Below are 23,854 nucleotides of genomic sequence, written 5' to 3'. Positions count from 1 at the left end.
GATTTATTCGGGTTTTAGCTTCGCTAGAATCCGATTTCTTTTTTACTTTTACTGTAAAATTAAATAAAACAACATGGCAAGTATTTTTACAAAGATTATAAACGGAGAAATTCCATCGTATAAAATAGCTGAAGATGACAACTATTTTGCTTTTTTAGATATCAATCCAAATGCTAAAGGACATACATTGGTAATTCCTAAGCGTGAAGAAAATAAACTATTCGATTTATCGAAAGAAGAGTACGACGGATTAATGTCTTTCTCTTACAGGGTAGCCAAAGCGATTGAAAAAACAATACCATGTGAACGTGTAGGAATGAGTGTAATTGGTTTAGAAGTACCTCATGTACACGTACATTTAATTCCGTTACAAACCATGGAGGATATCCGTTTTGTAAAGAAAGAAAAATTAACAAACGAAGAGTTTGTAGCTGTTGCAGAAGAAGTTGCTAAGAATTTTGAATAAATAAAAAGCTATGAAAAAGTGGGTTAAAAGTGGACTAGTTTGGGGAGGAACAATGTTTTTAGTAATGACTTTTCTTTTTCCATGGTATGATGGAAAAGCTATAACTGTTAAAAGCAGTTTAATTGGCTTTGTTATATGGGGTATTGGAGGAATACTTTTTGGATTAGCAATGAAAAAGAGAGTAGAAAAAGAATAAAAAACTAAACCTTACTCAATAAAACCTCAAACGTAGTTCCTTTTCCTAGTTCTGATTTTAGCACATGTATTCTTCCGTTGTGGTAATCTTTAATAATTCGTTTAGAAAGTGATAAACCAAGACCCCAACCACGTTTTTTTGTGGTAAATCCTGGGTTGAATATTTGTAAAAATTGTGTTTTAGGAATCCCCTTACCAGTATCAGAAATTAGAATTTTCACATTCTTAGAACTCGTACTAATACTAACAGATAACTTCCCTTTACCTTGCATAGCATCAATAGCGTTTTTAATTAAATTTTCTATTACCCAACCATATAACTCGGTGTTTAGGTTAGCGTGAATTTCTTCAGCCTCAGTAGTAAAAGAAAAAGAAATCTGTTTGGAGCTTCTATTTTCTAAGTAATTAAAAGCAGTTTTAGTAATAGATACAATGTTGTAAGGTTTCAATTTAGGAAGTGATCCGATTTTAGAAAAACGATTAGCAATAATATTTAAACGCTTCACATCCTTTTCAATTTCATCTATATAATCGGTGCTTACATTTTCAGTACGTAAAATGGCTATCCAACCCAATAATGAAGAAAGTGGCGTTCCTATTTGATGTGCTGTTTCTTTAGCCATTCCTGTCCATAACTTATTTTGCTCAGCAACCTTATTAGACTTATAAACCATGTAAATAATGGTAAGAAACAGTCCTAAAATTAGCACTAAAGCAAGTGGATAGTATTTGAGCTTGTATAAAAGGTCAGAATTTCTGTAGTAAATGTGTTCTTTAATACCTAAATATTCTATTGCAATTGGCTCATTTTGGTTTTTCATGATGCTCAATTGCTGTTGAAGATATTTTGAATCTGTAGACTTTATAGAATCTAAGTTATGAAACTGTTTTATCTCTCCATCTTTACCAACCAAAATAGAAGGAATATTCTCTATAGTTTCATAAACTTTGTTTACTAAATTAAAATTACCATCAGAGTCAGGGTTAGATGCTACTTCTTTAATTGCTGTGGCATAAATTTCCATTTTAGCACGTTCATCCTTTTTAAATTTTTGAAAAAACACATAGGTATTCCATAAAATAAATAAAACGATAAGTAAAGAAATACTAATTGCAATACGCTTTACCCAATAAGTGTTTGTAAAAAAAGCCATCAATCAAATATAAACTATTCTCTAGAATAACTAAGTTTATAAATAGGTAGTATATTTACATTAAAATTATATAGAATGTTATCAATTAATCCTAAAGATATACCAACCTCTAAATTGCATGGGTATTTATTAGGAGCTGTAGCTCCAAGGCCTATTGCTTTCGCAAGTACTGTTGATGCAGATGGAAACCCAAATTTATCACCGTTTAGTTTTTTTAATGTATTTGGAGCAAACCCTCCAATTATGATTTTTTCTCCAGCACGTAGTGTAAGAGGAAATAAAACCAAACATACGTTAGACAATGCTGAAGCAACCAAAGAGGTAGTTATAAATATTGTGAATTATGATATTGTTCAGCAAATGTCGTTGAGTAGTACCATGTATCCAAAAGGAGTAAATGAGTTTATCAAAGCCGGTTTTACGATGTTGCCTTCGGATGAAATAAAGCCGTTTAGAGTTGCAGAATCTCCTGTACAATTTGAATGTAAAGTAAAAGACATCATTTATACAGGTGAAGAAGGAGGAGCAGGAAACTTAATTGTATGTGAGGTAGTAAAACTACATGTAAACGAAGATGTGTTAGCAGAAGATGGTAGTATAGACCAACATAAAATTGATTTAGTTGCTAGAGCAGGAGGAAGTTATTACTCTCGTGCTCGTGATGGCTTTTTTGAAATACCAAAACCACTAACTACCTTAGGAATAGGAGTAGACCAAATACCCACAGAAATAAGAAACAGTACTGTGTTAACAGGAAACAATTTAGGAATGTTAGGTAATGTAGAACAGTTACCTACAGAAGAAACTGTTAATAACTTTGCAAAAGAACATTCACAATTTGTTGGGATTTCAACTGAAAAAAAACATACTTTTGCACAAGAGTATTTAAAGAATAATGATGTAGAAAGCGCTTGGAAGGTGCTTTTAATTAAATAGATTTAGAAATGGAAGTAATAGGGAAAATCAAATTAATTAACGAAACGCAAACATTCGGATCTAACGGATTTAGAAAGCGTGAAATGGTTGTAACTACTGATGAGCAGTACCCGCAAATGATAATGATTGAGTTTATTCAAGATAAATGTGATTTATTAAACAGTTATCAAGTTGGGCAAGATGTAAAAGTTTCTATTAATTTAAGAGGTAGAGAATGGATTAACCCACAAGGAGAGGCAAAGTATTTTAACTCTGTTCAAGGATGGAGAATTGAAAACTTAGCACAAGCAGCTCCTCAAAACATTCCACCAGCTGACCAATTTGAGCCAGCCCCAGATTTATCTGCAAACGAACCAGATGATTTACCTTTCTAAGAAAAGTTAAGTTAGAAAATAAGAATACAAATAAAAAGAGCGCAAATTTTGCGCTCTTTTTCTGTTTTACGGAAAACTACATATTTACTTACGGATATCCCCTTTAATAAATTAACAACCAGTTATATATTTGTACCATAATCATTCAATAAATAATTATTGATTGAGAATTTAAGGGGAAATAAAAACCTTCTGATTTAATTCAGAAGGTTTTTTAATTATATAAGCGTTAGTGGTGTGGTTACTTTTTTGTTGGCTTTTTCTCAGGCATCGGACCTCTTAAATGAATAATTAATCCGTTTAAAAAATTACGTAAAAACTGATCACCGCATTCCATATACTTAGGGTGATCTTCTTTTCTAAAAATAGCATTAAGTTCTGATTTAGAAACTTTAAAATCTACCAAGGCGCAGATGTCAATAATATCAGTATCTCTTAATTTATGTGCTACTCGTAGCTTTTTAAAAATATCGTTGTTAGTTAGTCCCATAATTGTTTTAAGTTAATTTACTACCGAAAAAATAGCCCATGCATAAATAGCAAAACGAGCAAAACGAAATAAGCCTACAAAAACTACATTTTTAAAAGGATATTTAATCATACCAGCAGTTAAACAGCTAATGGCAAAAGGTAGTGGTAGTAGTGCACCTACCAAAATTAAAAAACCTCCCCATTTACTAGTGTTTTTAAGGTTTTTAGCCATTTTAACCTCCAAATAATTTCTTACTGAGTCAATCTTTAAAGAAGCTCTACCTATAAAATAAGCACACAAACCTCCTAAATAAGATAGCGTTGCTAATAAAGAGATGTTTACAATAGGGTCTTCAGTTTTCTTAGACCATGCGATGAAAATTTCTGGCGGAATTAATCCTAAAATTGTTTCGGATATAAAAAAAGTAATTAAAACTCCTGTTCTAGAAAAAGTTTCGGTCATGGTTTGTAAACCATCATTAATATTATAAACGTATTTGTTAAATAATAATAACCCTACAATAACGCCTACAATTGGCCAAAAAGCTTTCTTTAAGCTTACCCAAATAAACATGTAAAAACCAGTGCGATTATAATAGTTGTGTAAACGTTTATAATGCGGCTTATCTATTTTCTTTTTGTTATTTTTTTTATTCTTTTTACTCATCGCTAAAAAAGCCTCTAATTTTTAGGAGTAGCAAAAGTACGAGGTAATTAGAAATTACACCAACAAATATCTGTTAATTATTATAGGTTTGCTATGGCTGATTCAGCACAACGTTCACCATCCATAGCAGCCGAAATAATACCACCCGCATAACCACCACCTTCACCACAAGGAAAAAGCCCTTCAATTTGTGGATGTTCAAGGTTATCTTTTCTTGGAATATTTACAGGTGATGAGGTTCTAGATTCCACTCCAACAATGTTTGCTTCCGCGGTATAATACCCGTGCATTTTTTGTCCGAAAGCTGCAAAACCTTTACGCAATCTGCTTCCAATTAATTTAGGAAGTAACGAATGTAGCGGAGAAGAATTTAATCCGGGTTGATACGAACAATCATTTAAAGAAGAAGACAATTTACCATCCACAAAATCAGTTAAACGTTGTGCTGGAGCAATCTGACTTTTTCCACCTGCGTTAAACGCTAACTTTTCTAAATCTTTTTGATATTGTAAGCCTTTTAAAACTCCATATTTCTCATACTTAGGTAAGTCTTTATCAACATTAATTTCAACGACAATACCGGAGTTGGCAAACTTATTATTACGACGCGATGGTGACATTCCATTCACTACAACTTCACCATTAGCAGTTGCCGCAGGAACGATGAATCCACCAGGACACATACAGAATGAATACACTCCACGGTTTCCTACTTGGTGTACTAAACTATACGCAGCAGCAGGCAATAACTCATCACGTTCACCAGAACAACTATATTGAATTTGATCAATAATTTCTTGCGGATGTTCTACACGAACCCCCATAGCAAAGGATTTCGCTTTTAGCAAAATATCTTTTTTATGCAATAACTCGTATATATCTCTTGCAGAATGCCCAGTAGCTAAAACCACCGCATTTACAGCCATTTCAGAACCATTTTGTAACTGTATGGCTTGTAGTTTGTTGTTTTTAACGATAAAATCAGTAACACGAGTTTCAAAATGAATCTCACCACCGTGTTTTAAAATCGTTTCGCGAATGTTTTGAATAATCTTCGGAAGTTTGTTCGTTCCTATGTGCGGGTGTGCATCTACCAAAATTTGATCGGTAGCACCGTGATATACTAAGTTTTCAAATATTTTACGAACATCACCACGCTTTAAACTACGGGTGTATAACTTTCCGTCCGAATACGTTCCAGCACCACCTTCACCAAAACAATAGTTAGAATCTGGGTTTACTTCATGAAATTGGTTAATAGCACGTAAATCTCTACGACGATCTTGTACATTTTTACCACGCTCTAACACAATAGGTTTATATCCTAACTCAATACAACGAAGTGCTGCATACATTCCCGCAGGACCAAAACCTACAATATGAACTTCTTTCGCATTCGATACATCTTGATATTCAAAAATATAATCAGGAGTATCAGGTTGCGGTTCGTTAATGTACACCGCTACTTTATAATTAAAAATAACTTCTTTTTTACGTGCATCAATCGATTTACGTAACACCTTTACGCTAGTAATATCAGCTATATTAATACCTAGCTTTTTAGCAACTTTTAGCTGTAAAATATTGTCTTTGCGTTCTTCTACTAAATTAACACGTAATTGAAGTTCTTTAACCATACTGCAAAACTAGTTAAAATAAGATTCAGTCTATTTAATTATTTTAGCAAATCAAACCCTACACTATGAAAATTACGCAGGTTATAGAAAATGTTTTTAAAAAATATTTACCCTCACCTTTTACCATCGCTATATTATTAACACTGTTAACTCTTTTATTAGCACTGTTTTTTACAAAACCAGCAGAAAGCTCTGTGGTTAATTATTCTTTAGAGGTGTTACAATTTTGGGAAAACGGAATTTGGTCTAACGGATTACTCGTTTTTGCTTACCAAATGATGTTGATTTTGGTATTAGGACATGTGTTGGTGTTGAGTAAACCTGTAAGTAATTTAATTTTAAAAGTAACAAAATTCTGTACCAACACAGCAAATAGTGCAGCCATTGTAAGTTGTACTACCATGTTGGTAGCTTTTTTTAATTGGGGGTTAGGGCTCATCTTTGGAGCTTTGTTGGCACGTAAAGTAGCAGAACATGCACAACAACATAATATCAAACTAAATTATCCAATTATTGGAGCGGCGGGTTATATGGGATTGATGGTTTGGCATGGTGGAATTTCTGGGTCGGCACCCATAAAAATTAACGAAAGCGGACATATTAAAAGTATTATGCAGTCGGTTTCTTCGGATGAGGTTTTAGCTCAAATACCTGATGTGATTGATTATTCTCAAACGATTTTTAGTTGGTGGAATTTGCTGATTTTTTTCGTGGTAGTAGCGGCGGTATCGGCAACCTTTTATTTTTTAGGGAAGAAAGCAACTCCTACCGCGATTAATTTACCAGAATATCAAATGCATACTGATGAAAAGGTTAGTACACAAGCAGAAAGATTGGATAGTTCTCAATGGTTGGCCATTGCTTTTGGTGTGTTAATTTTAGTAGCGTTTGGTTATCGTTATTGGGCAGACATTCAGCAGTTAAAAATTACGCCTAACCTAATTAACTTTTTTATGTTAGGATTAGGAATTATACTACACGGAAGTTTTAAAAAATTTACCAATGCTGTGGGAGAATCGATTAGTGATGTCTCTGGAATTTTAATTCAGTTTCCGTTGTATTTTGGTATTATGGGGGTGATGAAAAGTACGGGGATGGTTACTTTAATTTCTGATTTTTTCGTGTCGATAGCAACTGCAACGACCTTACCCATATTTACGTTTTTTAGTGCTGGTTTGGTTAATGTTTTTGTGCCAAGTGGGGGAGGACAGTGGATTGTACAAGGTCCTATTGTGGTAGAAAGTGCGTTAAAATTAGGGGTTCCGTTGCCTAAAGCAATTATGGCACTAGCATACGGAGACCAAATAACCAATATGTTACAGCCTTTTTGGGCATTACCTTTATTAGGAATTACGAAACTAAAAGCAAAAGAAATTTTACCCTACACGTTAATTGCAATGGTGGTAGCTAGCGTAATTTATTTGTTAGGACTTACCTTGTTTTAAGAATTTGTTGAGGAAACGTCAGCGCGTCACGCTGATGACTCCGTTATGTTGAGGAAACGCCAACGAACTTCGCTGATGGTTTCGTTGTGTTGAGGAAACGCCAGCGAACTTCGCTGATGGCTCCGTTGTGTTGAGGAAACGCCAACGAACTTCGCTGATGGTGACTATACCACGTTTTTATTAATAAAACGTTGATGTTGAATTCACGGATATAGTATTTTTGTAAAAAAGAATGTAACGAATGATTTGGCTTTCTGAAAAAATAGAGTTTCCTCCGTATGAGTTGGCTACTGATGATGGTTTACTGGCTTTGGGCGGTGATTTATCGGTTGAGCGATTGGTGTATGCCTACCAACATGGAATTTTTCCATGGTTTAATGAAGGGGAGCCGATTGTTTGGTATTCTCCATGGGAGCGTATGATGTTGTTTCCTGAAGAGGTAAAGATTTCCAAGTCGATGAAACAGGTATTGCGAAAAGGTGGTTTTACGATAACGGAAAACAAAGCTTTTGATGAGGTGATTTTTAACTGCCGACATATCAATCGTTTTGACCAATTAGGGACTTGGATTACTGATGAAATGGAGGATGCATATATAAACTTACACGACAAAGGCTATGCAAAATCTATTGAGGTATGGATGGACGGTAAATTAGTTGCAGGTTTGTACGGAGTAGATTTAGGAAACGGGGTATTTTGTGGCGAAAGTATGTTTAGTAAAGTAAGTAATATGAGCAAAGTAGCTTTTATCCATTTAGCTCAAAAAGGAGGTTACAAACTCATCGATTGCCAAGTATATAACGACCATTTAGCAAGTTTAGGCGCGAGAGAAATTCCTAGAGAGGAGTTTTTGAGGTGGTTGTAGAATTTTGTTTGAATAAGGATAGTTGCGTTGTTTTCAAGCTAAAAGTAAGCAAATTATTACTGATAAGAAAGTCCGCGAGAACTTTCGTAAGTGTGCTAAAAGCCAACAATAAGGTTTATGCCTTGTTGGTAAATCGTATTTTATCACTTTAAAGTTGGTTAATTGTTTGCAAAGTGTTAATAATTATACTTTAAAGTTGTTTAATTTAGGTTTATGATTATATTTGCAAAGAATTTAACACGCTAATATTGTGGATAAGTTAACTATAAAATCTTTTTTGCAAGAACTTAAGGCGATTATAAAGTCTCTCGGCATAATCTTCTCCAATCGTCCTAAAAATAGTATTCAGAATCTTGCAGATTTAAGTATTACCGCTAAAATGCGTGAAGAAATAATTTTAAACCTAGAAATAGAGGATTATAGTGAAGGTCCTTTAGAAGAAACTCAACAAGGCGGAATAGAAATGTGGGTTTTCGGAAAGGTAATTAAAGGTCAGCAAGTTTATATTAAATTGACTATATCAAAAATGACAGAGAGAGCAGTATGTATATCTTTTCATAAGGCAGAATATCCTATGGAATTTCCTCTTAAAAATTTAAACTAAAAAACAAACAATTATGAAAAGTCCAATCACAGGTAAGAAAATGACCTTACAAATTGAAAAGAGTATTTTGGTTTTTAGAAAAGAAAAATTTGAATATAATCACAAAAGTTATTTATGTAAAGATAGTGGTGAGTCATTTACGACCACAGAGTTAGATGAATTTAATTTAAATCAAGTTTATAATCAATATAGAGATAAACATAATATTCCATTCCCAGATGAAATAATTAATTTGAGAAATACTTATGGCTTGTCAGCTGGAATGATGTCTCGTATATTAGGATTTGGAATAAATAGTTATAGAAATTATGAAAAAGGCGAAGTTCCAAGTTTAGCTAATGGTAAATTAATAAGTTCAGTTTTAAACAGCATAGAAAATTTTAAATACCAAGTTGATTTAAATAACGATTTAAATGAGGAAGAGAAAATTAAAGCTCTTAAAAAAATAGATGTAGTAAAAGCTAATTATAGAGAAAACAAGGATGATAAAAAATATGTAAATATTTTATTTGAAGATAAACTTCCAAGTAATTTTTCCGGTTATAGAAAACCAAATATGGAAAAAATGTCAAATATGATTTTGTTTTTTGCTGAGAAATTAAACCCTACAGAAACAAAAATGAATAAGCTTCTGTTTTATTCTGATTTTCTTAATTTTAAGAATACAGCATATTCAATAAGTGGTGCAAATTATATGGCACATAATTATGGACCAGTTCCAGTAAGGTTTGGTGGTATTTTTGATTACGCTTCTAATAAAGATTATATTTTTATGAAAATGGAAGATTATGGAAATGGATATTGGGGAAAATGTTTTTATAAATCTAACAACAAAGATTTTAATTCAGAGTTATTTAGTTCTGAGGAACTAGAATCATTGAATACAATTGTTAGTATTTTCAAAAGTTGTAATGCAACTCAAATTATGGAAAAAAGTCACGAAGAAAAAGCGTGGCTTGATAATGAGGGAGATAAAGGATTAATAGATTATAATTATTCTTTCGAGTTAATTCACGTTTGATTTGAGATATGTTTACCAACTTGTTTATATAAGTACTTTTAGTGTTTTTATACGAATGATATGGAGGTATAGTAGCACTTTTTCATCCAAATATAAAAAAATAAAAAGAGCACTAAGAGTTTTAATTAATAGGGTTAGTTAAATAAGCGTCCTTAAAACAGACGCTTATTTAGTATTGTAGATTTTAAACAGCACTCACTGGGCCAGCAAGTGGAGTTTGAGCAGGTTTGGCTATTCCGTAAACCACTACAACACCAGAGCCACCACCCCAAGTAGAATAGGCAGGGTCAGGTTTTGCTTCCATCACCGTTTGAGGTAAGTTCCAGTTATACATCGGTCAGCATTTGTATACTGCCCGAATGAATGGTGTGAATCACCTCTCCTGTAGTAGCGTTAAAAAGTTCTAACAGGAGGGATTATCACCTAGTATTTTAAATTAAACTCAAAGATCAATTTTTGTGTCTAGATTTATATAAGATTGTTTTATCGTTTAAAAGTCTTCAACTTTAATTTCAATTTTTTTATTGGTATTGTAGTCTTTTCCGTAAAGAATAACCGATTTTATTTCAGTACTTAAACCAGTTCCATTAATATTTAAGAACATTCTGTCTAGGTATATTTTTGTTGTATTATGGTTTACAAAAATTTTGTAATGATTGTTTTTTTTCTCTAAATTAAAAACAAGTTTTGAAGAAGCAGCTAGCCTAAATTTAAAAGAATTATCATCTGCATTAAGCAATACCATACCATAAGCAAGCCTTTTTTGTGTTGAAGTTAGAGGCTTAACTTCAGCATTTTTGGTATATAGTATTCTGTATTCTTTGATAGGCTTTTTGGTGTTTAACTTAGAGTTTTTAAGATTAACATCGTATACATATGTGTTAAAATTATTGCTGTGTTGTATGTAAAAAAGGCTATTAGAGTTTTTAGGAGGAACAGGGTAATTCTCTTGTCCGTATGTTATAAAATGAATGTTTAAAAAAAGAAGGAAAAAATATTTTTTAGGCACAGTTAGTTTTTTTTGAGAATAAAATAATAATTTAATTGGCTAGTTTTAGTCCTACTATTCCAAATACAATTAATGATGCAGAAATAAGACGCCAAATGTTGGCTGAGTCTCCTAAAAATATAATACCAACAAGTAAAGTACCTACAGCGCCTATACCTGTCCAAACAGCATAAGCTGTTCCCATAGGAATTGTTTTTTGAGCTAACCATAAAAAATATCCACTGGTAGCCATACAAATAATAGCAATACAAATGCCTAAGAATTTATATTGAACGTTTTGAGAAAGCTTTAAGCCTAAAGGCCATCCTATTTCAAAAATACCAGCTATAATTAAATAAATCCAGTTCATAAAATACATTATTATTTAAAGATAAAGGTACGTATTGTTATTTAGAGTTATAAATTCTAAAATAAAAAAAACTCACAATACTTAAGTGTTGTGAGTTTTTAAATAGAAAAAAGTTTGTTGTTATTTTAACACTGTAAATTCTATACTAGAATCGGTAAATACTGAGTGTGTTTGTGTTTTAAAATCTTTTTCGTCTGCTTTGTAAATATTATCTACATAGGTTTGAGGATTCAAATCGATTAAAGGAAACCAAGTGCTTTGCACTTGTATTTGTACTTTGTGCCCTTTTTTAAACGTATGGAAAACATCTTGTAGTTTAATATTTACGGCTGTTTTTTGATTTGGTGTAAAAGGTTCTGGATTTGAAAAACTATTTCTAAAACGTCCACGCATTACCTCGCTACGTACCATTAAATGATAGTTGCTTAGTTTTAAATGTGGTTGCATTTCTTTGTTATCATTTTTTAAATCAGCAGGATGCACATCAACAACCTTCACAATCCAATCAGCTGCAGAACCTGTAGTAGCTACTTGTAGCTTTGCTAAAATATCACCTGCAAGTGTAAAGTCTTCGGTTAATACTTCTGTTTCATAAACGAGTACATCAGGTCTACGTGCAGCAAAACGCTGATCGTCTGTCATATATTTACGGGGAGTAAACACCGTTTTAATATCTTCTGAATAAGGCACAGGTCGCTTAATATCACTAATAAAACTAACCTTGTTGTTTCCTTTTTGAGTTGCTGTTAATTCTTGGTTTTCTGAAAGGAAAAATGTTTGTTTTTGAGCGTTTTTTGGAGGCCATGCATCATATGATTTCCACGTTTTTTTACCTGTATCAAAAACATAGGCTTCTGGTAATCCTGAGTTTTTAGAACCATCACCTTTTAAGAAGTGATTGAAGAATTTGGTTTCTACTTCTTTTTGGAATTTTAAAGAGATAGAGTCTCCAAAGTAGTAGTTCCCCACTTTGTTAGCTACTTTATTTCTTGACCATCCGCCGTGATCCCAAGGTCCGAAAACAAGAGTGTTGTAGTTGTTAGGTTGATTTTTTTCTATGTTTTTATAGGTTTCTAAAGGTCCGTATAAGTCCTCTGCATCAAACCAGCCTCCAACAATCATCGTTGCTACGGTAGAAGGCACTTTATCTAAATGTTGAATAATTCCTTTGCTTTGCCATACCGAGTCGTAGTTAGGGTGTTCTACAATTTCCTTCCAAAAGAAATCATCAATACGTTCTTTATTATCAACAACTTTGGTGTCTAACTTATCATATTGAAAATATTCGTTTAAGTTTTTAAGAGGTCCTTTATCTAAGAAAAACTGATATTGGTCTTGAGTTTTCATGTCAGGGAAAGAGTACCAAGCAGAATCAGTTGGTTGATCTTTGTGAGTTCCGAATAAAGAAATGGCTTTAAAGTAGCTTAGTAAAAAAGCTCCGTTATGATGAAAATCATCAAAAAAGAAATCTCCAATACACGCTTGTGGTGAAGCAGCTTTTAAAGCAGGGTGTGCATCAATAGTTGAAACAGTAGCGTAGTGACCAGGGTATGAAATTCCCCATGTACCAACTTTACCGTTATTGTTTGCTACATTGTTCACTAGCCAATCGATAGTGTCATAGGTATCGGTAGTTTCATCGGTTTGTTTTTCTGTTTTATTAGGAATGTAAGCACGCATATTGTCATACACTCCTTCACTCATCCAACGTCCGCGAACATCTTGATATACTATGATGTTTCCTTCTTTCATTAAAACTGGGTTTGGACCAATTTTTCTTCTAAATTTATCTTCTCCATAAGGTTGGCAACTATACGGAGTACGTTGTAGTAAAATAGGGTAGGTTTTACTAGTGTCTTTTGGTGAATAGATAGTGGCGTGTAGTTTTACACCATCTCTCATTGTAATTTTTACCTCTTTTTTTGTGTAATGGTCTTTAACGTAGGTGTTTTCTGTCTTTTCAGCTTTCTTTGCTGTTGTTTTTTTAGTACAACTAGCAAACGAAACTGCTAGTATAAAGAATAGAAGTAAGTTTTTTTTCATTTGGTTTTTGTTGATGTATAATAAAAGTATAAAAATAACAGCAATCTACTAGATTGCTGTTATGTAATAAAAATTAGTTGTTTGGGTTTAGAATAGTGTCTATTCTATCTGCTGCATCTTGTAAGTGGTAACGGGTTATTGTGTTACGAGCTGAAGGAATACTTCGTTTAATATCTCTTTGTAAACGTTTTAATTCTCCTCTTACCACAGGTTTAATATCTGACTGATTGATAGTAACGGCTGTTTGTTTAAAATAACCTCTGTCGCTTCTTGGTGCTTTTTGGTCTTTTGCTTTGTTTAGTAAAAAGTCCAATCTGTCTAAATGTGCACGTTGTAAGTTTCTACGATATGGATCTATAGCTTTATTAGCATATACTTCGTTCCAAATACCTTTACGTAAATCACCCATCATTTCAATAAGAGAATATGCTTTAGTTCCGTTTAAAGTTTCATTCTCAATCATACGTGTTAGTCTTCCAGTTTTTAAAACTCTGTTTAACGTTCGCACTTGTAAACTTCTTATACGCTCAATAATTCCAGAGTGTTGTGTTTTACTGATGATGTTTTCATCAATTAACCAAGTAGGAGTTTTAAACAATTCGTTATTTACAAATTGTAAGGCTCTTTTTTGGTGTTCTTTTGGAACATGAATGTATACAGCACCATCTTGATCGGAAGTTTTAAAGTATTCATATACACCACCAATATTAGAACTTACGTGTCCCATATATCTGTTAAACTGACCAACTACTTGTCCGTACATAGTTTTCAGTTCTTCGTAGGTTTCACCATCTTCAGTAGTCCACTCTTCTAAACGAGGTAAAATACGTTGTAAGTTTTTAATACCATAAGTACTAGCTTTCATAGCATCATCACCTAAATCTTCTGTTTGTGAGCTAGGGTCAATGATATTACGAACTTGTTGGTGTCCGAATCTATACACAGGGTTTCCTGCTTTTTCTTTAATCCACTGATTTAAGATTGTTTTTTCATCTTTAGCTGATTTATCTAAGATTGGTCTGTATCCCCAGTTGATAGCATATTTATCGTAAGGTCCAATATTAGGCATTAAAGCAACTCCTTTGTCTTCTGGTTGTGCAACATAGTTAAAACGAGCATAATCCATGATTGAAGGAGCTGTTCCATTTTTTTGAGTAAATTCAGCAGAACGTAAAGAATCTACAGGATATGCAACAGAACTTCCCATGTTATGAGGCAGTCCTAAAGTATGTCCAACTTCGTGAGAAGAAACAAAACGGATTAAGCGCCCCATAACTTCATCTTTAAATTGATTTCCTCTTGCATCTGGATTGATTGCAGCTGTTTGTACAAAAAACCAGTTGTGTAATAAAGTCATTACATTATGATACCAGTTAATATCTGATTCTAAAATTTCTCCTGAACGAGGATCACTAACGTGAGGGCCATTTGCATTTGGGATTGGAGATGCTAAATAACGAACTACAGAGTAACGTACATCTTCAGGGCTCCAATCAGGATCTTCTTCTTTAGTAGGAGCATCTTTAGCAATGATGGCATTTTTAAATCCAGCAGTTTCAAAAGCAATTTGCCAATCTTCAATACCTTGTTTGATGTACTTACGCCATTTTTTTGGTGTGGCTCTGTCAATGTAGTATACGATTTGCTTTTTAGGCTCTACTAATTCACCTCTTTTAAACTTTTCAAGATCTTCGTCTTTTACTTCTAAACGCCATCTGTCTAAATAGGTAACCGATTTACTTTTTTGAACATCTAAACCATAATCTGTTTGAGAACTCGTAAACCATCCTACACGTTCGTCAAAATAACGTCTTTTCATAGGTGTTTTAGGAAGTAAAATCATAGAGTTACTCAATTCCATAGTTACAGAACCTACACTTGAATTTGATGGAGGATTCCCAGCAATGTAAGTTTTTACATTTCTAACTTCTATGTTTTGAGGATAACTGCTAATTCTGTCAATATAAGATCTTGTTTTATCCATTTTAGAAATCTTATAACGCTTTCTGCTTCTTTGTGGAAAAGTAATTGCTTTTACATCACCTTCAAAAAGAGGACTAGCGTCAATTACAGTAGCTGTAGAGTCTTTACTAAATGCTTTGATTGGAAAAGCATATAAGATAGGTTCAAAATTAGAGTTTACAACCGCTTCGTGTACTGGTAAAATGGTGTCTGCTACAACATTGTGAGAAACTACTTTTAGTAAAATTTGTTTCTTGTTTTTTACCCAACGTAACACTTGTGTATTTTGTTTTCCTCCACCAAAACCAATTCCGCTAGCAGTTTTGGCAATTCTAGTCACCATTAGCATTTCACGATTCAGAAGAGAATCTGGAATCTCAAATAAATAGTTAGCATCTTTTGAATGAACTTTAAACAAACCTTCGTCTGTTTTGTGTTTTTTGGTAACTACCTTTTCATAAGGTTGTATACCACCCTTTTTAGGTTTGTCTTTTTTAGCGGGAGTCTCTTTTTTTGTGTTTTTTTTCTTCTTTCGTTGCGCTTCTGCATCCAAAGAAACTCCTAAAGCAAGAAATACCACTAAAATAGTTGAAAGTATTTTTTTAGTCATTGTAAAAATTAATTGAATAAATAAGTGCGGAATTTAGCAAAACTACTACCAGAATTATCTTAATTAATTGTTAAAGAGGTGTTTTAAGGTGTAGTTTTTTCTTTATTTATGGCTAGTTTTCAGTTTTTTACTGCATTGTAGTGTAAATAAAACCCCGTACCTTTGCAACGGCATGAGAATTAGACGAGTTTCAGATTGGTTACCGACTACAAATAAGGAGGTGAAGTTAAGAGGGTGGGATGAATTAGACGTAATCCTGTTTAGTGGAGATGCATACGTAGATCATCCATCATTTGGTCCTGCAGTAATTGGACGTATTTTAGAAAGTTATGGCTTGCGTGTGGCAATTGTTCCGCAACCAAGCGTACATGATAATTTGCAGGATTTTGAGAAGTTAGGAACTCCTAGGTTATTTTTTGCGATTACAGGCGGATGTATGGATCCGATGGTAAGTAATTACACGGCTAGTAAACGCCGTCGTGATAAAGATGCTTATACTCCTAATGGAGATAAAGGGTTTAGACCTGATTATGCAACTTCGGTATATTCTAAAATTTTAAAGGAAAAGTTTCCAGATGTTCCCGTGTTAATTGGTGGAATTGAAGCTTCATTACGTCGTGTTACACATTACGATTATTGGTCTGATAAATTATTACCAACGATTTTAGAAACTTCTAAAGCCGATATGTTGGTATATGGGATGGGAGAGCAGCCACTAAGAGAAATTGTGGAGTTGTTGCAAAAAGGCGTGCCATTTTCGAGCTTAAAAACGATTAAGCAAACAGCTGTTTTATTAGATGGAGCAGAAAAAACTCCGAAAAATAAAAACTGGGATGATATAGAAATTAATTCGCATGAAAATTGTTTGAAAGATAAGAAGGCGTATGCTTCCAATTTTAAAGTAATAGAGCAGGAGTCGAATAAATTATACGCACGTCGTATTTTTCAAAAAGTTGGAGATAAAAAACTGATGATTAATCCGCCGTTTCCAACAATGACGGAGGAAGAAATTGATGCTTCATTCGATTTACCTTTTACACGATTACCACACCCTAAGTATAACAAACGTGGACCTATTCCTGCGTTTGAAATGATTAAGTTTTCTATTAATATTCACCGTGGATGTTTTGGAGGTTGTAGTTTTTGTACTATTTCAGCGCACCAAGGAAAATTTATAGCGAGTAGAAGTCAAGAGTCTGTTTTAAAAGAAGTAGACCAAGTTGCTCAGATGGATGACTTTAAAGGATACTTATCTGATATTGGTGGGCCTTCTGCAAATATGTACAAAATGAAAGGTAAAGTACAGTCGATTTGCGACAAGTGTGTTGCTCCGTCGTGTATTTCGCCTGTAATTTGTAGTAATTTAGATACTTCGCATAAACCGTTAACAAAATTGTACCAAGCTGTTGATGCACATCCGAAGGTGAAAAAATCATTTATTGGTAGTGGTATTCGACACGATATGTTAGTGCCTGAGTTTAATAAAAATGCAGATCCTAAAGAGTTAGATGCCTACACAGAAGAGGTGATGACAAAACACGTTTCTGGTCGATTAAAAGTTGCACCAGAACACACTTCTGATCCTGTACTAAAGTTAATGCGTAAGCCTTCGTTTAAGTATTTTCATTTATTTAAAGATAGGTTCGATCGTATTAATATTAAAAAGAAATTAAAGCTTCAATTAATACCGTATTTTATATCTAGTCACCCTGCTTGTGAGGCGGAAGATATGGCAAATTTAGCGGCTGAGACCAAAGATATGGGTTTCCAGTTAGAGCAAGTACAAGGGTTTACACCAACACCGATGACGGTTGCTACGGTAATTTATTACAGTGGATATCATCCGTATACTTTAAAAGAGGTGAAAACTCCGAAAACAAAAAAGGAGAAGGAAGATCAGCACAAATTTTTCTTTTGGTATAAAAAGGAAAATAAAAAATGGATAAAGGATACGTTGACTAAGGTTGGGCGTAATGATTTACTGAAAAAATTATTACCTGAGGATGCTTCGTGGCGTAAAAACAAAGCAGGAAAAGCTAAAAATACATTTGATGATACTGTGACGTATAAATCATCAAAACCCTCTAGAAGAAAGAATAAAGGTTTTAAAAAGAAGAGACGATAAAAATAAAAATCCGCTGTTAGGCGGATTTTTTATTTATGCTTCGTTTTCTAAACGGTTTCGTTTCATTTCAAAAGCTTCGGTAGCTTGTTTTATAATTTTTAAGGTGTCAGAAGCTCTTACCATTACATTTTCGAGTTCTTTGTCTAAATCTTTTGACTGAATATCGAATAGCTGAACCTCAACCACACCAATTTTTTCAATTAAACTTTTTTGCGTGTTTTTAATGTCTTCCATTTTAACTAAAACCGCATTCATTGTATCGAGTCTTTTCTGTTCTTGATCTGTCATAAGTTTCTTTTTTAGTTGCAATTAAGATATGAAAAAATCAAGAGTTAAGCAAATTGAGTGGTTTTTAAGGTGTTGATATCTAGTGTTTTTAGTAGGGGTTGAATAAAAAAAAACAGGAGTTTGACTCCTGCTTTTTTGTTATTCTGAAAATTCTAATACGTTGTTTTTAGTACGGAGTCTTATTTCACTTAGTTTTTCATCAACTAACAATTTTCCGTCTTTAAAAACTTCTCGTAACTCGCCTTTTTGTTCTTCTTTCCAACTTACTTGATCGTGTAATTTATATTCTCCATCTTCTAACGTTATTTTTAATAATCCTTTAGCAGATTTTTTAGTTCCGTCATCGGTAATTGGATCTTTAAAAATTTCTCTTCCTTCTCCATCTACTTCTCCGTAAGTAGCTTTCATGGCAAATCCAAAAGTATCTCTGGTGTTGTATTGATAAGTGAAGGAACCAATTCCTAGTACTACATTAGTAGAAGCAAATCCTTTTTGTTTTAAGCGTTCACAAATTTGTGTGGCTCTTTCAAGGGTAATGCTATCGCCATAGATAGCTCCAATATGACTATCTAGTTCTTTATATCCTTTTGTATTGGTTGTTCCTCCAAAAACTTCCCAAAGCAGCTGTATAACTCCTTTTTGTTCTTCTACCGTTTTACCATTTGGATTTCCGCAAATAATATCAACAGGATCTCCACTGTCTGGTCTAATCACCACTTTACCATCTCTAGCTAAGACTTCTTCTTTTAGATTAGGTAAGTATTCGGTAAGAACTTTCCATAAATCCCAAGTATCAGAAACAATAGAAACAATACCGTTTGGATATACTTCAGTAATTAATCTTTTAAAAGTTTCTTCCTCACCGCTGTTAGTTCCCATACACATTACAGAGTGTTCAGTTGCCGCAACAGAACCGCCAATCAATTCGTTGTCAGAATCAGCATTGTAATACTTTTCTAAAAAATCTACAGCAGGAACTGTATCTGTACCAGTAAAACTTAATAAGTGACCAGCAGCACTCATTTCAGCAGCCTCTAAACCAGCCATTCCTCTCATAGAAAAGTCGTGTCCTTGCCAATCTACTATTTCAGGAACAGATGAGGTTTCTTGTGCGTATTTGTCTAATATTTTTCTGTATTGTTTTGCAATGGTTGCAGAATTACATGGTAACCAAACCGTGGTAGATAATAAGGTTTCAAAGTAATTGGTTAACCAAAAGAATTCTGGCAATGTATTATACATGGTAAACATGGGTACTCTAATAGGAACTTCAACACCTTCAGGCAATGCTTTAAAAGTCATGGGAATGTATCCTAAATCGTGTAATGCAGCAATGTGCTCTATACCTACAGAGTTTTCACCTAAATAATTATTGATTCTTCTGCTGTATTGTTTGCAAATTTCTTCTTTTGGTTTGTTAAAGAAGTTGGTTTGAAATTCTTCAATAATATATTTTTTAATGAAGTATTGTAGTCCGAAAAAAACTACCTTTTCAACTCCTTGAATTCTACTTTTTCTTGGTGTCCAGTTTGAATATACTAAGGTAGTATTGTTAGGGTATTGTCTTCTGTGGTCTACTTTGTAACCGTCTGTATATAATAATGGATTCATAGTATGTTATTTTGTTTGTGTCAAATTTACGCAAATTAAAATTAACTAACAATTAAATCTTTTGAAATTTTAGTTTATTTCCTCTAAATATTGATTAAAACGAGAAGATATTTCTTTTATATATTGTTTCCCTTCAACATTCTCAATCATAAAGTCAGGAAGGCTTCCAATTCCATACAATCCTGAGTTAATTCCTGTTGTTATAGATGCTACAGAGTCAACATCACCTCCAAGAAAAATAGATTTCTTAAGAGCATCAAAAGCACTTGTACTATTTTTTAAGATATATAGAACACTGCCTGTGGTATATTTTGAATCTGATGGCATACCGTTAATCCCATTTAAAAAATATGGTTTTCTTATCGGTTGATGTCCGCACAATGTTTCGTAATCACCCTTAGTTAATATCTCATTTGATTTTATCTTATTAACGGAGGTAAGGTAATTTTTATATTCATCATTTAGATTTACTTTTTCTATACAGTATTTTATGAGGTTTTCTTTATTTCCTTTTTTTACAAGTAAGTACTCAGTAGCTCTAGCAATACATTGACTACTAAGTATGGCATTTATATTAGGATGTGTTGCGTTAGCATTAATCTTTGCATATTTATTAATGAGATTCGAAGGAATGAGGCCTAATGGGACTGATCTCATGGCTGGAGCATTTCCAGGAGTTGACCTATTTCTTTGAAAGTTTTTAATTTCTTCAATTGTCATTTCTCCAGAGAAAAACCATCTCATTGACCCATGGCCATTTCTGCCGTGGCCTTTTTCATGTTTCCCTTTGTTGTATTCATCTTCCCATTTTTCTACTAAAAAACTCTCATTAAACTCTTCTTTTGAATAGAGAGCTTTTATAAGTCCAATAGTCATTTCTGTATCATCTGTGTATTGCCAATCGTAATAATTTTCTGTAAAAGCACTTAACTTATCAGTTGAGACCTTAATTAAGTGGCGTACGTTGATGAACTTGGTAAAATCTACATTTTTTTGAATCCAATTTCTATCTTGAAACTCTAAACCGGCACCAAAAGCGTCTCCTATAGCTATACCCAGTAAAACATTGTATAAATTCACAATTTTATGTTTAATTATATCCAAAATTTTGTAGTCAAATGCTTATGAATTTTTGTTTAATAAATCTCTAACTTCCATTAAGGCATACCCTAATAAATTGTGCCCTTTCCATAACTCTGGATTAGTAACATTAGGGTTGTCAGCAGCCATTCCAATTCCCCATATAGAATCAACAGGGCTTGCTTCTACTATAATTCTATCTTTTGTATTTAATAAAAATTCTTTTGAGTCTTTATTTTGAGAAAATTTAGCATGATTGGCTTTTACGACGATTTCGAATTTGTGTTGATCCCATGCTTCTGGAGAAAAGTTCTTAACCTTCCTCCCTAGTTTTTTTACTTGATGAGGTGTACTAACAGAAAGGATTTCTTGTAAAGTTTCTTCATCATTAAACACTTTCGCTTTACTAGCCATCATATAATGCTCAGCAGTAGGGTAGGTAATACCATCGATTTCAAAAGAAGCTTTCCACCACTGGCTGAAACAGCTTTTACCGACGCTTCCATCCTTGTTGGGTTGATGCCCCCAAAAAAATAAGAAACTTAAGTTTTCATTATTGTTGTAACGTGCTATTATTGTTTTATTATTATATTTCACAGTATTATTATTTAGATGAGTTTATAGAGAATTTTAATTTCTCCCTTTTTCATTTGGATACAAATTTTTTACTTGGTCACTTTGCCAAAACTCTTTGTTGTCGATATCCATGATTGTTAAACACCCTGTAAATGCAGCTCCAGTATCAATGTTCCATAAGTTTAAGGCGTTTATAGGTATTGATGAACTATAGCGTATAGTTGGGGTGTGACCAATGTATATTTCTGAGTAGTGTGTAAACCTTTCAGGATATAGTTCAGATTTTTTAGATAAGTTTTTATCAGTAGCTAATGCTGTTTCCCATAAGGTTCTATCAAAATGATAATTTAATTTGAAAGTCTCTTTTTCAACTCCATGCATAGAGGTAAAACCAGCATGGATAAACAAACGTTTTTTATTATCAATATAATAGAGTTTCATTTGTTGAAAAAAAGCTAGGTGTTTTTGTTTCTGTTCTTCTGAATAAGATTCGTAGCTTTTTTTGGTTTCTTCACCACCATGTGCTAACCAAATAGCTTCACCTTCACCAGTTCTCAACCAATCTTCACACCACAAATCATGATTTCCTTTAATGAAAACACATTCATGTTTTTTGTTTAACTCTATTAAAAAATCAATGACTTGTGCAGACTCACTCCAGCCGTCCACATAATCACCAAGAAAAATTAAGGTATCTTCTATAGTGATTTTGGCTTTTTTAAAAACTTGGGGTAAGGCTTTTAATCCACCATGAATATCGCCAATAACAAATGTTTTCATACTATTATAAATCTTCAAATTCAATAAATTCAGCTGGGACAAGGTTGGTTAACCAAACTCCATTTTCAGATAAAAAGAACTCATATTTTTTTTTATGCATAGCACCTGACTGAACAGTCAAAATTATAGGTTTACCTCTTCTACTACCAACTTTTTTGCAGTTTCTAAATCGGAACTTAGATGAACGTGTTGTCTACTCATTTTTTGTAATCCGTTTTTTTTTATTGAAGGAATAAATTTGGCGACAGTTCCATGATATAAAAAGGGAGGAGGAGTCTTTGTTTCAGTTACTATGGTTACATTTTTTAAAGAGTGTCCTTGATTGGCTCTTATTTTTGTTTTGTCTTCGTTAAATGAAAACCGTTGTTTATCGTTTGTTTTTACAACAAAATCCAATTCTTCTTTAGTAAATGAAACTCCGTTGTTGCTTGATTTGTTCAAAAGTTCTTCTACAGAAGCCCACCCACTGATATCTAATTTTAGCCCAATTTTTTCAGGTTGATGCCTTAATATCAAGCTTAAAAACTTACTTATTCTTTTTGTGTTTTTCTCATTCATTTTTTTAAATTTTATTCAAAAACGTAAGCAATGTTTGTTACGTTTTTATCGGTTAATTTTCATAACGATATTTTTTTGCGAATTGTTGACTTAAGAGAATAATATCATCTTTTCTCTCCAATGAATCTACCCATTCTTGAGGTATATTATCTATTCCGTAGTACATACCAGCAATAGCTCCAACTACAGTAGCTGTAGTATCAGTATCATCCCCTAAATTTACAGCTTTTAAAACTGCCTCACCATAATTAGTAGTGCTGAGTAAACACCAAAGTGAAGCTTCTAATGTATGTAGAACATAGCCACTGGAATTTATATCCTCTTCTTTTAAGCTAGATATATCTTGCTTTAAAATTCTAGAGAAATGATTTTGCTCGTAAGAAGAAATATTTCTTTCTGAAAAAAAGACAGTAATTTCCTTTTGCATCTTTTTATATGAATCTATAATTGAAAATCCATTTAAAATATATTCAGCTAATTTTAAATAAATTAAACAAGCTATTGCCGACCTTATATGAGGATGTGTTAGTGATGATACATGCCAAATGATATTAAATTGGTCCTTTATTTTTTTACCCTTTATGTAAAAAAGTAAAGGAATAATTCTCATTAATGAACCATTACCATTGGTATATTCATCATCAGAATATTTTAAAATTTCTAGTTCTTTATAGTCCTTTTCATTTATGATTTTTGAAAGTTGTTCAATAGCTTTTCGTGTTTGGATTCCGATATCAAAAACATTACCGTGTGGAGTCCATATCTCAGCATTCATCCATTGGATAAATTTATATGAAATATCCACTAAATTGTATTCTTGACATAAACTCTCAGCTAAACAAAAAGTAAGAGAACTGTCATCAGACCAAGTTCCTTTTGGTTGATGATGTGTTCCAAACTCTCTCATAGTTGTTACAGGGTTTTGTTTTAACTCCTGCTTATTTTTAAACTCTACTGGTACCCCTAGGGCGTCAGCTACTGCCAATCCAATAAATGTTGATTTTATAATGTTGTTTTTCATAACAATT

General features: G+C 33.1%; 24 protein-coding genes and 1 pseudogene. 9 read left to right on the top strand and 16 right to left on the bottom strand.

The window, feature by feature from the left end:
• Nucleotides 1-73 precede the first annotated feature (73 nt).
• Together MK851_RS04605 and MK851_RS04600 are read left to right on the top strand one after the other, a co-directional pair.
• A complete protein-coding gene (locus MK851_RS04605) occupies nucleotides 74-466 on the top strand; it encodes an HIT family protein (RefSeq protein WP_303510737.1) in 393 nt (130 codons plus the stop codon).
• A gap of 10 nt (nucleotides 467-476) precedes the next feature.
• The gene (locus MK851_RS04600) at nucleotides 477-662 is read left to right on the top strand and encodes a hypothetical protein (RefSeq protein ID WP_303510735.1); all 186 of its coding nucleotides are present in this window, start codon (nucleotides 477-479) and stop codon (nucleotides 660-662) included.
• Nucleotides 663-666: 4 nt separating this feature from the next.
• On the opposite strand, the gene MK851_RS04595 is transcribed toward MK851_RS04600, so the two are convergent.
• Nucleotides 667-1,815, bottom strand: a complete 1,149-nt coding sequence (locus MK851_RS04595) for a sensor histidine kinase (protein ID WP_320241868.1) — start codon at nucleotides 1,813-1,815, stop codon at nucleotides 667-669.
• 75 nt (nucleotides 1,816-1,890) lie between these two features.
• On the opposite strand from MK851_RS04595, the gene MK851_RS04590 reads away from it, so the two are divergent.
• Complete coding sequence (locus MK851_RS04590; RefSeq protein ID WP_320241866.1) at nucleotides 1,891-2,751, top strand: flavin reductase family protein; 861 nt, start codon at nucleotides 1,891-1,893, stop codon at nucleotides 2,749-2,751.
• Nucleotides 2,752-2,759: 8 nt separating this feature from the next.
• Nucleotides 2,760-3,125: a DUF3127 domain-containing protein gene (locus MK851_RS04585; protein WP_115900230.1), complete on the top strand. Its 366-nt coding sequence runs from the start codon at nucleotides 2,760-2,762 to the stop codon at nucleotides 3,123-3,125.
• Nucleotides 3,126-3,366: 241 nt separating this feature from the next.
• On the opposite strand, the gene MK851_RS04580 is transcribed toward MK851_RS04585, so the two are convergent.
• The 3 genes from MK851_RS04580 to MK851_RS04570 all read right to left on the bottom strand — a co-directional run bounded on the left by MK851_RS04580 (nucleotide 3,367) and on the right by MK851_RS04570 (nucleotide 5,900).
• Nucleotides 3,367-3,615: a DUF1456 family protein gene (locus MK851_RS04580; RefSeq protein WP_115900231.1), complete on the bottom strand. Its 249-nt coding sequence runs from the start codon at nucleotides 3,613-3,615 to the stop codon at nucleotides 3,367-3,369.
• A 12-nt stretch (nucleotides 3,616-3,627) separates the two neighbouring features.
• Nucleotides 3,628-4,263: a YqaA family protein gene (locus MK851_RS04575; RefSeq protein ID WP_047788676.1), complete on the bottom strand. Its 636-nt coding sequence runs from the start codon at nucleotides 4,261-4,263 to the stop codon at nucleotides 3,628-3,630.
• 80 nt (nucleotides 4,264-4,343) lie between these two features.
• Nucleotides 4,344-5,900 carry an NAD(P)/FAD-dependent oxidoreductase gene (locus tag MK851_RS04570; RefSeq protein WP_320241859.1) on the bottom strand — a complete coding sequence of 519 codons (1,557 nt, stop codon included), beginning with the start codon at nucleotides 5,898-5,900 and terminating at the stop codon, nucleotides 4,344-4,346.
• A 65-nt stretch (nucleotides 5,901-5,965) separates the two neighbouring features.
• On the opposite strand from MK851_RS04570, the gene MK851_RS04565 reads away from it, so the two are divergent.
• The 4 genes from MK851_RS04565 (at nucleotide 5,966) to MK851_RS04550 (ending at nucleotide 9,835) form a co-directional block, all read left to right on the top strand.
• Nucleotides 5,966-7,345: a short-chain fatty acid transporter gene (locus MK851_RS04565; protein WP_320241857.1), complete on the top strand. Its 1,380-nt coding sequence runs from the start codon at nucleotides 5,966-5,968 to the stop codon at nucleotides 7,343-7,345.
• Between the two features lie 241 nt (nucleotides 7,346-7,586).
• A complete protein-coding gene (gene aat, locus MK851_RS04560; RefSeq protein ID WP_320241855.1) occupies nucleotides 7,587-8,210 on the top strand; it encodes a leucyl/phenylalanyl-tRNA--protein transferase in 624 nt (207 codons plus the stop codon).
• A 250-nt stretch (nucleotides 8,211-8,460) separates the two neighbouring features.
• Complete coding sequence (locus tag MK851_RS04555; protein ID WP_320241853.1) at nucleotides 8,461-8,814, top strand: hypothetical protein; 354 nt, start codon at nucleotides 8,461-8,463, stop codon at nucleotides 8,812-8,814.
• 13 nt (nucleotides 8,815-8,827) lie between these two features.
• Nucleotides 8,828-9,835 (top strand): type II toxin-antitoxin system antitoxin SocA domain-containing protein, encoded by a 1,008-nt coding sequence (locus MK851_RS04550; protein ID WP_320241852.1) that lies wholly within the window; start codon nucleotides 8,828-8,830, stop codon nucleotides 9,833-9,835.
• A 184-nt stretch (nucleotides 9,836-10,019) separates the two neighbouring features.
• Here the strand turns inward: MK851_RS04550 and MK851_RS04545 are convergent, their stop codons facing one another.
• The 5 genes from MK851_RS04545 to MK851_RS04525 all read right to left on the bottom strand — a co-directional run bounded on the left by MK851_RS04545 (nucleotide 10,020) and on the right by MK851_RS04525 (nucleotide 15,808).
• Complete coding sequence (locus MK851_RS04545; RefSeq protein ID WP_239179185.1) at nucleotides 10,020-10,169, bottom strand: hypothetical protein; 150 nt, start codon at nucleotides 10,167-10,169, stop codon at nucleotides 10,020-10,022.
• Nucleotides 10,170-10,325: 156 nt separating this feature from the next.
• Nucleotides 10,326-10,844 carry a DUF4833 domain-containing protein gene (locus MK851_RS04540; protein ID WP_320241851.1) on the bottom strand — a complete coding sequence of 173 codons (519 nt, stop codon included), beginning with the start codon at nucleotides 10,842-10,844 and terminating at the stop codon, nucleotides 10,326-10,328.
• A gap of 31 nt (nucleotides 10,845-10,875) precedes the next feature.
• Nucleotides 10,876-11,193 (bottom strand): DMT family transporter, encoded by a 318-nt coding sequence (locus MK851_RS04535; protein WP_159613500.1) that lies wholly within the window; start codon nucleotides 11,191-11,193, stop codon nucleotides 10,876-10,878.
• A gap of 120 nt (nucleotides 11,194-11,313) precedes the next feature.
• Nucleotides 11,314-13,236, bottom strand: a complete 1,923-nt coding sequence (locus MK851_RS04530) for a CocE/NonD family hydrolase (RefSeq protein ID WP_320241848.1) — start codon at nucleotides 13,234-13,236, stop codon at nucleotides 11,314-11,316.
• A 73-nt stretch (nucleotides 13,237-13,309) separates the two neighbouring features.
• Nucleotides 13,310-15,808: a zinc-dependent metalloprotease gene (locus MK851_RS04525; protein ID WP_320241846.1), complete on the bottom strand. Its 2,499-nt coding sequence runs from the start codon at nucleotides 15,806-15,808 to the stop codon at nucleotides 13,310-13,312.
• A gap of 172 nt (nucleotides 15,809-15,980) precedes the next feature.
• On the opposite strand from MK851_RS04525, the gene MK851_RS04520 reads away from it, so the two are divergent.
• Nucleotides 15,981-17,933 (top strand): YgiQ family radical SAM protein, encoded by a 1,953-nt coding sequence (locus MK851_RS04520; RefSeq protein WP_320241844.1) that lies wholly within the window; start codon nucleotides 15,981-15,983, stop codon nucleotides 17,931-17,933.
• A gap of 33 nt (nucleotides 17,934-17,966) precedes the next feature.
• Here MK851_RS04520 and MK851_RS04515 read toward each other — a convergent pair whose 3' ends face one another.
• From MK851_RS04515 to MK851_RS04485, 7 genes and pseudogenes are all read right to left on the bottom strand, one after another.
• The gene (locus tag MK851_RS04515; protein WP_099216060.1) at nucleotides 17,967-18,221 is read right to left on the bottom strand and encodes a hypothetical protein; all 255 of its coding nucleotides are present in this window, start codon (nucleotides 18,219-18,221) and stop codon (nucleotides 17,967-17,969) included.
• Nucleotides 18,222-18,359: 138 nt separating this feature from the next.
• Nucleotides 18,360-19,832: a nicotinate phosphoribosyltransferase gene (locus MK851_RS04510; RefSeq protein ID WP_320241839.1), complete on the bottom strand. Its 1,473-nt coding sequence runs from the start codon at nucleotides 19,830-19,832 to the stop codon at nucleotides 18,360-18,362.
• A 69-nt stretch (nucleotides 19,833-19,901) separates the two neighbouring features.
• Nucleotides 19,902-20,912, bottom strand: a complete 1,011-nt coding sequence (locus tag MK851_RS04505) for an ADP-ribosylglycohydrolase family protein (protein WP_320241837.1) — start codon at nucleotides 20,910-20,912, stop codon at nucleotides 19,902-19,904.
• 42 nt (nucleotides 20,913-20,954) lie between these two features.
• A complete protein-coding gene (locus tag MK851_RS04500; RefSeq protein ID WP_303508064.1) occupies nucleotides 20,955-21,509 on the bottom strand; it encodes an NADAR family protein in 555 nt (184 codons plus the stop codon).
• 33 nt (nucleotides 21,510-21,542) lie between these two features.
• A complete protein-coding gene (locus tag MK851_RS04495; RefSeq protein WP_320241835.1) occupies nucleotides 21,543-22,268 on the bottom strand; it encodes a metallophosphoesterase family protein in 726 nt (241 codons plus the stop codon).
• A 4-nt stretch (nucleotides 22,269-22,272) separates the two neighbouring features.
• Nucleotides 22,273-22,826: pseudogene (locus MK851_RS04490) on the bottom strand (RNA 2'-phosphotransferase).
• Nucleotides 22,827-22,878: 52 nt separating this feature from the next.
• Complete coding sequence (locus MK851_RS04485) at nucleotides 22,879-23,847, bottom strand: ADP-ribosylglycohydrolase family protein (protein WP_320241833.1); 969 nt, start codon at nucleotides 23,845-23,847, stop codon at nucleotides 22,879-22,881.
• Nucleotides 23,848-23,854: the final 7 nt, after the last annotated feature.

Origin of the sequence: Tenacibaculum sp. 1B UA, from assembly GCF_033978845.1 — a bacterium.
Taxonomy (GTDB): domain Bacteria; phylum Bacteroidota; class Bacteroidia; order Flavobacteriales; family Flavobacteriaceae; genus Polaribacter.
The sequence above is the reverse complement of the archived record's forward strand: the minus strand, read 5'-3'. Positions and strand labels throughout refer to the sequence as shown.

Bases quoted from the DNA above. Each gene is read 5' to 3' on its own strand.
- MK851_RS04605 (WP_303510737.1), top strand. From the start codon at position 74: ATGGCAAGTATTTTTACAAAGATTATAAACGGAGAAATTCCATCGTAT.
- MK851_RS04600 (WP_303510735.1), top strand. From the start codon at position 477: ATGAAAAAGTGGGTTAAAAGTGGACTAGTTTGGGGAGGAACAATGTTT.
- MK851_RS04595 (WP_320241868.1), bottom strand. From the start codon at position 1,815: ATGGCTTTTTTTACAAACACTTATTGGGTAAAGCGTATTGCAATTAGT.
- MK851_RS04590 (WP_320241866.1), top strand. From the start codon at position 1,891: ATGTTATCAATTAATCCTAAAGATATACCAACCTCTAAATTGCATGGG.
- MK851_RS04585 (WP_115900230.1), top strand. From the start codon at position 2,760: ATGGAAGTAATAGGGAAAATCAAATTAATTAACGAAACGCAAACATTC.
- MK851_RS04580 (WP_115900231.1), bottom strand. From the start codon at position 3,615: ATGGGACTAACTAACAACGATATTTTTAAAAAGCTACGAGTAGCACAT.
- MK851_RS04575 (WP_047788676.1), bottom strand. From the start codon at position 4,263: ATGAGTAAAAAGAATAAAAAAAATAACAAAAAGAAAATAGATAAGCCG.
- MK851_RS04570 (WP_320241859.1), bottom strand. From the start codon at position 5,900: ATGGTTAAAGAACTTCAATTACGTGTTAATTTAGTAGAAGAACGCAAA.
- MK851_RS04565 (WP_320241857.1), top strand. From the start codon at position 5,966: ATGAAAATTACGCAGGTTATAGAAAATGTTTTTAAAAAATATTTACCC.
- aat (WP_320241855.1), top strand. From the start codon at position 7,587: ATGATTTGGCTTTCTGAAAAAATAGAGTTTCCTCCGTATGAGTTGGCT.
- MK851_RS04550 (WP_320241852.1), top strand. From the start codon at position 8,828: ATGAAAAGTCCAATCACAGGTAAGAAAATGACCTTACAAATTGAAAAG.
- MK851_RS04545 (WP_239179185.1), bottom strand. From the start codon at position 10,169: ATGTATAACTGGAACTTACCTCAAACGGTGATGGAAGCAAAACCTGAC.
- MK851_RS04535 (WP_159613500.1), bottom strand. From the start codon at position 11,193: ATGAACTGGATTTATTTAATTATAGCTGGTATTTTTGAAATAGGATGG.
- MK851_RS04530 (WP_320241848.1), bottom strand. From the start codon at position 13,236: ATGAAAAAAAACTTACTTCTATTCTTTATACTAGCAGTTTCGTTTGCT.
- MK851_RS04525 (WP_320241846.1), bottom strand. From the start codon at position 15,808: ATGACTAAAAAAATACTTTCAACTATTTTAGTGGTATTTCTTGCTTTA.
- MK851_RS04520 (WP_320241844.1), top strand. From the start codon at position 15,981: ATGAGAATTAGACGAGTTTCAGATTGGTTACCGACTACAAATAAGGAG.
- MK851_RS04515 (WP_099216060.1), bottom strand. From the start codon at position 18,221: ATGACAGATCAAGAACAGAAAAGACTCGATACAATGAATGCGGTTTTA.
- MK851_RS04510 (WP_320241839.1), bottom strand. From the start codon at position 19,832: ATGAATCCATTATTATATACAGACGGTTACAAAGTAGACCACAGAAGA.
- MK851_RS04495 (WP_320241835.1), bottom strand. From the start codon at position 22,268: ATGAAAACATTTGTTATTGGCGATATTCATGGTGGATTAAAAGCCTTA.
- MK851_RS04485 (WP_320241833.1), bottom strand. From the start codon at position 23,847: ATGAAAAACAACATTATAAAATCAACATTTATTGGATTGGCAGTAGCT.